General features: G+C 74.9%; 13 protein-coding genes. 1 reads left to right on the top strand and 12 read right to left on the bottom strand.

Going from position 1 to position 11,647, the window contains the following annotated elements; all coding sequences use genetic code 11:
- From A2U95_RS19595 to A2U95_RS19540, 12 genes are all read right to left on the bottom strand, one after another.
- The coding region (locus A2U95_RS19595; protein WP_166024322.1) for a M28 family peptidase at positions 1-1,293 on the bottom strand (1,293 nt) is incomplete at its 3' end.
- A 400-nt stretch (positions 1,294-1,693) separates the two neighbouring features.
- Entirely contained in the window at positions 1,694-2,086 is a 393-nt protein-coding gene (locus A2U95_RS19590) for a hypothetical protein (RefSeq protein ID WP_166024320.1), read from the bottom strand.
- A gap of 317 nt (positions 2,087-2,403) precedes the next feature.
- Positions 2,404-2,793, bottom strand: a complete 390-nt coding sequence (locus A2U95_RS19585; protein WP_166024318.1) for a hypothetical protein — start codon at positions 2,791-2,793, stop codon at positions 2,404-2,406.
- Positions 2,794-3,145: 352 nt separating this feature from the next.
- Entirely contained in the window at positions 3,146-3,700 is a 555-nt protein-coding gene (locus A2U95_RS32080; RefSeq protein ID WP_206282915.1) for a chorismate mutase, read from the bottom strand.
- A 114-nt stretch (positions 3,701-3,814) separates the two neighbouring features.
- On the bottom strand, positions 3,815-4,411 hold the full coding sequence (locus A2U95_RS19575) for an NAD(P)H-dependent oxidoreductase (RefSeq protein WP_166024316.1): 597 nt from the start codon (positions 4,409-4,411) through the stop codon (positions 3,815-3,817).
- A gap of 123 nt (positions 4,412-4,534) precedes the next feature.
- Complete coding sequence (locus A2U95_RS19570) at positions 4,535-4,960, bottom strand: DUF7144 family membrane protein (RefSeq protein ID WP_166024314.1); 426 nt, start codon at positions 4,958-4,960, stop codon at positions 4,535-4,537.
- 55 nt (positions 4,961-5,015) lie between these two features.
- Entirely contained in the window at positions 5,016-5,486 is a 471-nt protein-coding gene (locus A2U95_RS19565; protein ID WP_166024312.1) for an SHOCT domain-containing protein, read from the bottom strand.
- 123 nt (positions 5,487-5,609) lie between these two features.
- Positions 5,610-5,807, bottom strand: a complete 198-nt coding sequence (locus tag A2U95_RS19560; RefSeq protein ID WP_166024310.1) for a hypothetical protein — start codon at positions 5,805-5,807, stop codon at positions 5,610-5,612.
- Positions 5,808-5,936: 129 nt separating this feature from the next.
- Entirely contained in the window at positions 5,937-6,461 is a 525-nt protein-coding gene (locus A2U95_RS19555; RefSeq protein WP_166024308.1) for a hypothetical protein, read from the bottom strand.
- Positions 6,462-6,479: 18 nt separating this feature from the next.
- Entirely contained in the window at positions 6,480-8,108 is a 1,629-nt protein-coding gene (locus A2U95_RS19550) for an MFS transporter (protein WP_166024306.1), read from the bottom strand.
- An 87-nt stretch (positions 8,109-8,195) separates the two neighbouring features.
- Positions 8,196-9,545, bottom strand: coding sequence for a diacylglycerol/lipid kinase family protein (locus tag A2U95_RS19545; protein ID WP_240957370.1), 1,350 nt, complete (start codon positions 9,543-9,545; stop codon positions 8,196-8,198).
- A 73-nt stretch (positions 9,546-9,618) separates the two neighbouring features.
- Positions 9,619-10,050 carry a DUF7144 family membrane protein gene (locus A2U95_RS19540; protein WP_166024304.1) on the bottom strand — a complete coding sequence of 144 codons (432 nt, stop codon included), beginning with the start codon at positions 10,048-10,050 and terminating at the stop codon, positions 9,619-9,621.
- Positions 10,051-10,290: 240 nt separating this feature from the next.
- Here A2U95_RS19540 and A2U95_RS19535 point away from each other — a divergent pair.
- Positions 10,291-11,647 (top strand): DUF2252 domain-containing protein (locus A2U95_RS19535; protein ID WP_166024302.1); only part of this gene is annotated, 1,357 nt, incomplete at its 3' end.

The following is an 11,647-nucleotide window of genomic DNA, read 5'->3' as shown; positions in this document are numbered from 1 at the left end:
CCGCAGGCGCCAGGCGCCGTTGGCGGTCTCGGTGGAGGCGTTCACCGTGTAGGCGGCGACGACGTCGTCCGCCGAGTCGGAGCTGCTGGAGTTCTTCAGCCGGTACGCCGTGCCGTCCGGGGCGAGCAGGTCGACGACGAGGTCACCGCGCCAGGTGTGCTTGATGTCGACGTCCACCCGGAGCGCCGACGGCGCGTTGCCGGTGCGTCCGGTGACGGTCACGGTCGAGGTCACCGCCGCGCCGCCGTCCGGGACGGCGACGTCCGTCGTGTTCTCGAAGGAGGTGCCCGGCGCCGGCGCCGCCTGCGTGCCCAGGGTCCAGAGGGCGTGGGCGAGGGCGTCGCTGTTGCGGTCCAGGGCGGTGTCGTTGATGTTCGCCGTGGAGTCGCAGGAGGAGTGGTAGCAGCGGTCGAAGGCCTGGCCGGAGGTCCCGCCCCACTTGGTGGCCTGGGCCGCCGTCTTGACGCGGCCGGCTCCGGTGAAGAGTCCGCCGACGGGTATGCCCGCGGCCTTGAACGGGGCGTGGTCGGAACGGCCGTCGCCCTCGGTCTCGATCTCGGTGGGCACGCCGATGCCGGCGTACCAGTCCTTGAAGACCTTCTCGATCGCCGGGTCGTCGTCGTAGACGAAGTAGCCGGCGTTCGGGGAGGCGACCATGTCGAGGTTGATGTAGCCGGAGATGCGCGAACGGTCCGTCGTGCTCAGGCTGTTGACGTAGTGCTTGGAGCCGACGATCCCCAGCTCCTCCGCGCCCCACCAGGCGAACCTCAGGTGTTTGGCCGGCTGGAGCCGGGCGCGCGAGACGGCGAGCGCGGCCTCCAGCACGGCCGCGGAGCCGGAGCCGTTGTCGTTGATCCCGGCGCCGGTGGAGACCGAGTCGAGGTGCGCGCCGGTCATCAGGACCTGGCCGGGGTCGCCGCCGGGCCAGTCGGCGATCAGGTTGTAGCCGGTGGCGCCGGAGGAGGTGAACTGCTGCACGGTGGTGGTGAATCCGGCGGCGTCGAGCTTGGCCTTCACGTGGTCGACGGAGGCCTTGTAGCCGGGACGCCCGTGGGCCCGGTTGCCGCCGTTGGCGGCGGCGATCGACTGGAACTGGGTCAGGTGCGCCTTGACGTTCGCCAGCGGGATGTCGGGCGCGGCGAGCGCCCGCGCGGCGGGGGCGGCCGGGGCGGCGGCCGGCGCGCTGCCGTACGAGGCGGGCGTGACGGCGAGCAGCGCCGTCACCACCACGGCGGCGACGGCCGCGGCACGTCTGCGGAGCGGTCGGAGCGGGCCGGGCCGGGAGCTTCTCATGGGGGGAACCGCGCTTTCTCGTCGAGGCGGGGGTGTACCGGACGGGTCATGGAGCGGTGGGGCCGGTGCGGCGGTCGCCGGCGGCCGGTCACCGGTGACCGGGCGAGCCCGATGCTCAGCGATTTGTCAGTGCCACGTCAAGAGCATCTTCCGGACGCGCGGAACGGGCGACGGCGGAGGGGAGCGCGCCGGCCGCCGCCGCTCGCCGAGGACCTCACGGCGGGCGGGCGTCCCGTCGGCGCGCGGGGAGGTCCGGCGGGAGGGACCGCGGCCCGGCGCACGGGCGGACGCCGCCCCGGGCCCGGAGCGCGCGGACGCGCGGGACGCGCGGGACGCGGGTGGACGCGCCGGACACGGCTCCGCCCGGGCGCGCGGCCCGGGCGGAGGAGGGTGGTGCGGGTCAGGCCGTCAGATAGGCCACGTCGGCGGCCACCCATTCGCCGCCCTTGCCGTACTGGGTGGAGATCATCACCTTGGTGCCCTCCGGGAGGTCACCGGTCTTCCACGGGGTGCAGTAGCCGGCGGAGTGGCCGGCGGTGTCCACCTCACGGCGGTGCGTCACGTTCGAGTACGTGGTCAGCACGGCCCGCACGGCCAGCCCGTCGGCGTTGGTGTCGCAGACCCGGAGCGCGTCGCCCGGCGTGCCGTCGCTGGGGTCGGCCTGCCAGTACGCCGTTCCGTGGCCGTCGATGGGGATGGCGGTGGCGGCCGACGCCGAGGTGGCGACGCCGAGCGCCAGCGCGAGGCCCGCCGTCACGGCCCCCGCGGCCCTCAGCTTCCGGTTGGTCCTCATGGGTGTTCCCCCTTCTGGTCGGGAGCGCGGTCGGCGCTCTTCACGGAAGGCAGCCTTTCCGGTCGGCGCGCTCCGGCCAAGTGGTTTTCGGGCGTCCGGCACGAAGTGATCACCGGGCCCGCGGAACCGGACGTTCCGCGGGCCCGGGGATGGCCGGGAAGCGCTGCTCCGTGAGGCCGGACCGTCCGGCCGCCCCCGACGCCGGTCCCGGCTCCGGGACGCCTGGGGCGGCCCCGGAACGCCGGTCGCCTCCGGCGCGGTCCTCCGCCCGTGCCCGTGACGCGTGGACGGGCGCGCGGCCCGGGCGGAGGAGCGGCTCAGGCGGTGACGAAGGCCATGTCGGCGGAGATCCAGTTGCCGCCCGAACCGTAGTGGGTGGTGATCACCAGCTTGGTGCCCTCCGGCAGGTCCCCGGTCTTCCAGGCGGTGCAGTAACCGGCGGCGTGACCGGAGGTGTTCACCTCGCGGTAGCTGCCGCCCGAGTAGGTGGTGAGCACGGCGCGCACGGCGTACCCGTCGGCCTTGGTGTCGCAGACCCGTAACGCGTCCCCCGGGGTGGACCCGCTGGGGTCGGCCTGCCAGTAGGCGTATCCCGCGCCGTCGGCCGGGATCTGGGTCGCGGCCGAGGCCGAGGTGGTGGTACCGAGTGCCAGGACGGAACCGGCCACGACGGTCAGGACGGCCCTGAGCTTCCGGTCGCTGTTCATGGGTGTTCTCCCCTCTCCGCCGGAGCGCACCGCGCGCTCCGTCGCGGAGGGAAGCCTTCAGCACCGCCGCCGGGGCGGCCAAGCGCTTCCCGCGGGGTCGACGGAATCCGATCGCCGGACGGAAGGCCGGCCGGCGGCCGCCCGGCTTCCATAGGCAACGGTGACACCCAGTGCCACCTCCGTTACGGGGCGCGAGACGGGGGATTCCGGTTGGGTGGGAACGATGGCCGAAGTGGAACCACCGCGAAGGCCCGCCCCGGGTGCGGCCGGTTCCGTCCGCCCGTCCTCCGCCCGTCCTCCGCCCGTCCTCCGCCCGTCCTCCGCCCGTCCTCCGCCCGTCCTCCGCCCGCCGTCAGCGTGGCGCGCCCTCCCGGCGGTGCTCCGTCAGCTCCAGGTCGATGAACGCGCCGACCATGGCCCGCCAGACGGTCTCCGCGACCGCGGGGGTGAGCCCCGCCCGTTCCGCCTCGGCGCGGGCGGCCGCGACGACGCGCTCCGCGCGGTCGGGGGCGCGCACCGCCCGTTCGTCCTTCTTCAGGCCGGCCGCCTCACGGACCAGCTTCTCGCGCCGGGCCAGCAGGTGGACCAGGTCGGCGTCGAGGGCGTCGATGCGCTCGCGGATCTCCGCCAGCGAGAAGGAAGCTCGGTGCTGCGACATGGGCCACATCGTCGCACCTCCCCCGGGGGCGCGCGGACCTCCTCGCACGCCCCGGAACCGGTCGCGTCGGTGCGCCGCGGGGCCGATGCCGAGCAGCAGCGCCATGACGCCGGCCGGGGTGGCGCTGCCGACGACCTCCCCGCGGGCGATCGTGGAGCCGGTCCGGGACGACGGGACCCGCTCCAGCCGGCCGGCCTCGTCGCGCCCGGTCGGATCGCCGGCCCGCGCCGCGTCGTCCGTGCGGAACACGAAGCGGGGGCGTCGGTGGTCCCGGCGGCGGGTTCCGCGTACATCGGTTCGCACGGTGAGCCCGGGCGCCGCCCCGTCCCCTCCTCCCGCTCGGTCCGTCGGTCCGTCAGTCCGTCAGTCCGTCAGCGCGGCGGCGAGCCGGCGGGCCTCACGCAGCCAGCCCTCGCGCGTGGCGCCGTCGGAGCCGGCGATCGTCCGGAAGACGACCCGGCGGACGTCGTCGACGCCCACGTAGGGCAGGACGCAGGCGGTCCAGATGCGGTGCAACGGGTCACCGAACTCGGCCTCCTCGCGTTCGGCGGGGGTGTCGGAGGTGTTCACGACGAGGGCCCGGCGGGCCCTCAGCAGACCCTCCGGCTCGCCCTCGCCGGTCCCCAGCTTGTAGGCGACGCCCGGCACCAGCACCCGCTGCACCCAGCCCGTGAGGACGGCGGGCGGCATGCCCCACCAGTTCGGGTGGACGAACACCAGGACGTCGAGCGTGGCCACCTCCGCCCGGTGCAGCGCGACCCGGGCGTCGTCGGCGTCCCCGGCGGAGCGGACGGTCTCCGTCTCCTGCGCGGACAGCGCGGCCGCGAACCCCTCGGCGTGGAGGTCGTGGGCGACGACCTCGCAGCCGCGGTCGCGCAGCTCCTCCACCACGGCGTCGAACACCGCGTGGTTGAAGCTGCCGGGCCGCGGGTGCGCCAGATAGACCCCCGCACGCGTCATTCGTCCCCCCAGGACAACGCCTTGTGAACCGTTGCGGCCGCCCACGGTCGCACAGATCGCCCGTCCCCACCACCGGCCGGTGCCCGGCGACGCGTTCCCGGGTCCGCGCCCGCGCCCGTCGGGTCACCGCGACGCCCGCCGTCCGTGCGGGACCACGCACAGCGCCCGGACGACGAAGCCCGAGAGCGCGAGCACGACGACCGACCACAGCGGGGCGTAGGGCAGGGAGAGGAAGCAGGCGACGACGACGAAGCCGGCGACGGCCACCCCGGCGACGCGCGCCCATCGCGCCGCCTGGAACAGCGCGACGGCGACGAGCGCGGCGAGCAGGCCGAGGGCGAGGTGGATCCAGCTCCAGCCGGTCAGGTCGAACCGGAAGACGTGGTCGGGTGACGTCACGAAGACGTCTCCCCCGGCGATGCCCATGATCCCGCGGAGGACCTCGAGCAGGCCGACGAGGAGGAGCATCACGGCGGCGAAGAGGTACAGGCCGGTGGCCCGTCCCTGTTCGGCCGTGTAGGCCGCCGGCCGGTGGTGCGTCTCGGTCATCGTGTGCCTCGTTCCGTGCGGTCCGGGCGCGCGGGCCCGCCGCGGGCCCGGGCGTTCAGGAGCCGGTGGTGCGCGGGGCGGAACCCGGGGACGCCGTCGGACCGTGGCCGGACAGCACCAGTTCCTTCGCCCTGCGGAACTCCTCGTCCGTGATGTCGCCGTTCGCGCGGATCTCCGCCAGCTTCACGAGTTCGTCGACGCCGCCGGCCCGGCCGCCGGACGCGGCCACGGCCGCCCTGAGGTACTCGCCGTACTCCTCCTGCCGCGCACGCGCCTGCGCCCTCTCCCGGCGTCCCATGTCCTTGCCGCGGACCATCACGTAGGCGAACACGCCCAGGAACGGCACGAACGTGCAGAGCACCAGCCAGCCGGCCTTCGCCCAGCCGCTCAGCCCGTCGTCCCGGAAGACGTCGAGGACGATCCGCAGGAGCAGGGCGAACCACATGACCCACAGGAAGAACACGAACATGGTCCAGAGGGCTCCCAGCAGCGGGAAGTCGTACGCCAGGTGGGTGGGGGTGTCCATGTCCGTCCTCCGTCCGGCCGGCCCGCCCTCCGTGCGGTCCCCCGCGGCGGGCTCACGGCCCCATCGTGCGCACGGGACGCCCCGGGCGGCCTCACCCGGCAGGGGTGAGACCGCCCGGCCCCGTCACTCCGGCAGCTGGCGCATCTCCACCACGCGCAGTCCCAGCGACTGGCAGCGGGCCAGCAGCCCGTACAGGTGCGCCTCGTCCACGACCTGGCCGTACAGCACGGTCTGCCCGGCCATCACCACATGGTCCAGCTCCCGGAACGACGCGGCGAGCGTCTCCGACAGGTGTCCCTCGACTCGGATCTCGTAGCGCACGGACGGTCCCTCCACGAGCAGACGTCTCCGGCAGGCCGACGGTGTCCTCCCCTGCGATGCTCCGCCTCCGCACCCGCGCCGGCCTCACCCGCCACAGGTGACCGCCCCGCACGCGGACGGCCCGGACCGTCACTTCAGGGCGATCTTGAAGGAGACGATCAGCAGTCCGAGCAGCAGGTTGACCGCGGCGGTGCCGGCGACGAGGCGCCAGGAGGCCCCGGCGCTCCGCGCCGCGGCGACGGACCAGCCCACCTGCCCGGCCACGGCGACGGCGACCGCGAGCCAGAGGGCGCCCTGCACCCCGAGGCCGAGCAGCGGGCTGACGGCCACCGCGGCGGCGGGCGGCACGGCCGCCTTGACGATCGGCCATTCCTCGCGGCACACGTGCAGCACGGTCCGGCGGTCCAGGGTCTGCTGGGCCAGACGTGCCCCGAACAGCTGGGCGTGCACATGGGCGGTCCAGAACACCACTCCGGTGAGCAGCAACAGGAGCACGAGGTGCAGGCGCGGGAACGAGCCCAGGGTGCCGGCGCCGACCACCACCGAGGCGGCGAGCATGGACCCGTGGACCCCGCCCGTGTAGTCCGCGTTCGCCCTCCCGTCCCGGCGTCCGGCACGGCGGGGCGGGACCGTGCCGTGGTCGCTTCCAGGCAACGGGGATCTCCCTTCCGGTCAGCGTGTCGCTCCCCTGCCGTCGGCCGGGGAATCGGTGCCCGGCCGTCGTGGGCGTTCCTCCCCCGCGGTCGGCAGATGCGGTGTCACCAGGAAACTGGCGAGAGTGACGCCGCCGGTCGCCAGGATCGCCGCCTTCAGCCCGTCGAGCTGTGCCGAGGCGTACGAGTCCGTGACGGCCTCCACCTCGGGGGGCGGCAGCCCCGCCCGCTCGGCCGCCGAGCGCACCTGGCCGGTGGAGACGAAGGTGACCCCGGACTGGAGGGCGACACCGACCTCCTCACGGGCCTTCCCGGACAGCCGCGGATCGTCCGCCACCTGGGTGGTGAACGCCTGGACCAGCGCACCGACGAGCACGGACCCGATGAGGGCGGTGCCCAGCGCCGAACCGAGGTTCTGTGCCGTGAACTGGAGTCCGCCGGCCTCACTGCGTTCGTCCTCCCCGATGGAGGACTGGACGACGTTTCCCAGCTGGGAGGCGAGCAGGCCGACGCCCACGCCCAGCAGCGCCATGGCTCCGGCGAACTGCGCGTCGTCGATGACCGGGTCGATGGTGGCCAGCAGCCACACGACGGCCGCCGTCAGGATCAGCAGCGCCGCCCGGACCACCCTGCGGGGTCCCACCCTCCGCCCCAGCGAGGACGCCGAGAGGGAGGTCACGAACATGGTGACGGAGACCGGGAGCAGGCGCAGGCCGGTCTCGAAGGCGTTGAAGCCCTGCACCACCTGCAGGTACAGGGGGATGGCGAAGAACAGGCCGAGCAGGATGAGGTTCTGGCTCAGCAGGACCGTCAGGCCGGACCGCAGCACGGGCCTGCCCAGCAGGGACAGGTGGACGAGGGGATCCGCCTCCCGGTCCTCGCGCCGCCGCTCCCAGCGGCGGAACAGGGCCAGGACCGCCACCCCGGCACCGACGACGAACAGGGTCGGCGCGAAGCCGAGGACGGTGAAGGGAGGGTCGCGGGGCTCCACCCAGCCCCAGGAACTGCTCTGCAGCACCCCGAGCACGGTCAGCCCCAGTCCGGCCGCCGAGAGCACGGCGCCGACGCCGTCCAGCCGGGGCCGCGGGCCGGCGGGCCCGGGGGCGACGATCACCCGGCGGCACAGCAGGACGGCCGCCACGATCACGACCTCGCCGGCGAACACCAGCCGCCAGGTGAGGTACGTGGTCACCCAGCCGCCGAGCAGCGGGCCCACCGCGATGCCCGCACCGGCGAGCCCGCCGATGACGCCGTAGGCGACGGCCCGGTCGCGCCCCTGGTACGACTCCGCGACCAGGGCCGCCATCGCCGGCAGGACCATGGCGGCCCCCAGCCCTTCGATGACGGACCAGCCCAGCGTGAGCACCCCCAGGGTGGGCGCCGCGGCGGTCAGGGCCGACCCCGTCGCGTAGACGACCAGACCCAGGAGGAACACCCGGCGACGCCCCAGGATGTCCCCGAACCTGCCACCGATGATCATGAACGCGGCCATGACCAGCGCGTACAGGGTGATCACGGCCTGGATGGCCGTGACCTCCGTGTCGAAGTCCTCGACCAGCCGGCTGATGGAGACGTTCATGACGGAGGTGTCCAGCACCATCAGGAACTGGGCCGTCCCCAGGACGATCAGGGCTCGCCAGCGCTTCACGCCGTCCACCTCACCGCATCGGTCCGGTACGCCGGCGGGACCGGCCGGGTCCCCGAAGGAGCGGGCCGCCCACGGGCACCCGCCCGCTCACGCCGCCGCACTTCCGCCTCCTGTGCCCGGCGGCGGGCGGCCGAGCGCCAGCCGGACCACGCGCGGCCAGTCGGTCGTGGCGGCCCGCGGCGGGCCCGGGCGCCGGCGCGGCACCCGGACCCTGAGCGCACCGGGCGCGATGCGGCACACGACGGGGGACGGGAGCACGACGTGCTCCCCGTCGATGCCCGCCGGCAGGGTCCGCGTGCCGGATTCGACGACGGCCCGCTCCGCGGTGAGCCGGACGAGGCCCGGCGAGCGCGGACCGCGCGCCACGAGGTCGGCCGCCTGGGCGGCGCCCGTGACCCGCACGCACACCACTCCGAGGAGTCCCGCGTCCAGGCGTTCCCGGCGGCCCGGATGCGCCGCGTCCACCACGCGTCCGTAGGCGTTGTTGCTCACCAGCAGGGCCTGGAGCCCGTCGACGCGCGTCCCGTCGGTGCGCATCCCCAGCCGGGGCGCGTCCTCGCCGGTGAGGAGGTCGGGGAGGCGGCGCAGGGTCGTGGCGGCCTTGGCGTCCCGGTACTCGGGCTCGGTGACGACGAACGCGTACGCGCCGAACGAGGCGTTGTTGACGAACACCCGGTCCGCCGCGTACCCGAGGTCGACCCGGATCTCGGTGCCGTGGGCCAGCGCCTCCAGGGCCGCCGCGGGATCGTCGCGGTCCAGGCCGAGGTCGAGGGCGAAGTGGTTGCGGGTGCCGGCCGGGATCACCAGGAACGGCAGGCCGTGGCGCGCCGCCACCTCGGCGACCAGCGCCTGGGTGCCGTCGCCGCCCGCCACCGCCAGGAGGTCGGCGCCCTCGGCGACGGCCTCCCGGGCCAGTTCGCCGACGTCCCGGCTCCCGTCGAGCAGCACCACCCGGCAGCCCGCCGCCTCGGCCTTCTCCACCAGGTGGAAGCGGCCCACCTTGCCGCCGCCGGAGCGGGGGTTCATGAGGACCCACGGCGCCCGGGGCGGCACGGCGGCGGACCGGCCGGAGCGCCGGGCGGCGGCGTGCCCGGCGCCCAGTGCCGTGCGCGCCGCGACCGCGGCCAGCGACCACAGCGCCACGGACACCAGCGCCGGCAGCAGCATGCCGGAGACGGCGTAGAGGGCGAGGACGGCGGCCGGCGCGGCCACCGCCAGGACGGTTCCGAGGACGCGCACCGCGCCGGTGTGCGCCAGCGCCCACCACACCCCGGCGGCGGCGAGCGCCAGGGCGGCGACGCCGAGCAGCACCCAGAGGACGCCGCGCGGGCCGGCGGCGGCCAGGGGCACCAGGGCGCTGCCCAGCAGGGCGAGCACCGCCACGCGGGCGCGTCCGGCGGCGCCCCGCGGAACGGGGGCCGCCGCGGCCCCCGTCACGGGTCCCCTGCCGTCGTTCCCGTTCCCGCCGTCCCGTGTCACCGGTCACCCCTCTCCCGCGAGGCCGCCGTCCTCAGGCGCCGAGCCGGTCGTCGGGCCGGACCACGCACAGGGCCCAGATGATGAAGCCCGAGATCGCGATCATCACCACCGACCAGACCGGGAAGTAGGGCAGGGACAGGAAGTTGGCGATCACGACGAGTGAGGCGATGACCACCCCGGCGACGCGCGCCCAGGTCGCCATCCGGAACAGCCCGGCGCTCAGCAGCACGGCGACGGCACCCAGGATCAGGTGGATCCAGCCCCAGCTCGTCAGGTCGAACTCGAAGATGTAGTTGGGCGTGGTGACGAAGACCTCGTCCTCCGCCACGGCCATGATGCCCCGGAAGAGGTTGAGCAGGCCGAGGAGGAGGAGCATCACGGCGGCGAAGGCCGTCAGGCCGGACGCCCATCCCTGCTTGGCCGTGCTCGTCGACCGGGTGCGTGCGGTGTTTGTCGCGCTCATCGTGTGCCTCGTTTCGTATGGCCCGAGTGCTCGGCGGAGCGTCACCGGTCCTGCGCCGGTTCGGCACCACGGACAGCGTGCTCCGGGCGGCGCCCCGCCGGCCTCACCCGGCAGGGGTGAGCCGCGGGGGCCGCCGGAGTGGTCGGATGGGCATGACGGACACCAGCGCGTCGGCGGCGGCGCGGCACCGGCTGCGAACCGGCCACGGCGCCTTCCCCGCCCGCACCAGGAGGCCGGACCATGACCGTGCCCAGCGTCTTCACCCCGTCCCTGTCCCCGGCCGAGCGCGCGGCGTACGGCCGGAGCGCGCGCGGCCGGGCGCCGCGGTCGGGCCACGCCCGGTACGAACCCGCGCGGCAGCGCTTCGACCCGGTCTCGGTGCTGGAGGAGCAGTCGGCCACCCGGGTGCCGGACCTGGTGCCGATCCGCTACGGCCGCATGCTCGAGTCGCCGTTCCGCTTCTACCGCGGAGCCGCCGCGATCATGGCGGCGGACCTGGGGCCGTTGCCCGACACCGGGCTGCGGGTGCAGCTCTGCGGGGACGCCCACCCGCTGAACTTCCGGCTGCTCGCCTCGCCGGAGCGCCGCCTGGTCTTCGACATCAACGACTTCGACGAGACCCTGCAGGGGCCGTTCGAATGGGACGTGAAGCGGTTGGCGTCCGGGTTCGTGACGGCGGCCCGGGCGAACGGGCTGTCCGTGAAGGAGCAGAACGGCGTGGTGCGGGCCTGCGTGCGGGCGTACCGGGAACGCATGCGCCAGTTCGCCGGCATGCGGACCCTCGACGTCTGGTACGCGCAGGACGACGCCGAGCGGATACGGGAACTGGCCTCCTCGACGGACGGCAAGGCCGGGCGCCGGGCCGCCAAGGCCGCGGAGCGGGCCCGCACGCGCACCCACCTGCGGGCCTTCGCCAAGCTGACCCGGATGACGGCCGAGGGCCGGCGCATCACGCCGGACCCGCCGCTGGTCACCCCGCTCGGCCGGCTGCGGGACCGCCCCTCCGAGGCCGCGCTCACGGAGGAGATGCGCACCCTGCTGGAGGGGTACGCGCGGACCCTGCCCCCCGAGCGCCGGCACCTGCTGCGCCACTACCGCCTGGTGGACATGGCCCGCAAGGTGGTGGGCGTCGGCAGCGTCGGCACGCGCTGCTGGATCGTGCTCCTGCTCGGCAGGGACGACGACGACCCCCTGCTGCTGCAGGCCAAGGAGGCGCAGGAGTCGGTGCTGGCCGCCCACGCGGGCGGCGACCTCCACGACAACCAGGGCCGCCGGGTGGTCACCGGCCAGCGCCTGATGCAGACGACCAGCGACATCTTCCTGGGCTGGACCCACGTGCGGGGCCTCGACGGGCGGCCGCGGGACTTCTACGTCCGGCAACTGTGGGACTGGAAGGGCATCCCGCGGCCGGAGACCATGGGGCCGGAGCTGCTCGCCCTGTTCGCCCGGCTGTGCGGGGCCTGCCTGGCGCGGGCGCACGCCCGCTCCGGCGACCCCGTCGCCCTCGCCGCCTACCTGGGCGGCGGCGACCGCTTCGACCGCGCCCTCTGCGCGTTCGCCCAGTCCTACGCCGACCAGAACGAGCGGGACTTCGCGG

It is taken from the genome of Streptomyces chilikensis (genome assembly GCF_001642695.1).
Classification (GTDB): domain Bacteria; phylum Actinomycetota; class Actinomycetes; order Streptomycetales; family Streptomycetaceae; genus Streptomyces; species Streptomyces chilikensis.
This window is presented reverse-complemented; position numbering and strand designations above follow the sequence as displayed.

Coding starts and splice junctions, on each gene's coding strand:
- A2U95_RS19590 (WP_166024320.1), bottom strand. CDS start 2,086: ATGAGGACCAACCGGAAGCTGAGGGCCGCGGGGGCCGTGACGGCGGGC.
- A2U95_RS19570 (WP_166024314.1), bottom strand. CDS start 4,960: ATGACCGAGACGCACCACCGGCCGGCGGCCTACACGGCCGAACAGGGA.
- A2U95_RS19565 (WP_166024312.1), bottom strand. CDS start 5,486: ATGGACACCCCCACCCACCTGGCGTACGACTTCCCGCTGCTGGGAGCC.
- A2U95_RS19585 (WP_166024318.1), bottom strand. CDS start 2,793: ATGAACAGCGACCGGAAGCTCAGGGCCGTCCTGACCGTCGTGGCCGGT.
- A2U95_RS19575 (WP_166024316.1), bottom strand. CDS start 4,411: ATGACGCGTGCGGGGGTCTATCTGGCGCACCCGCGGCCCGGCAGCTTC.
- A2U95_RS19540 (WP_166024304.1), bottom strand. CDS start 10,050: ATGAGCGCGACAAACACCGCACGCACCCGGTCGACGAGCACGGCCAAG.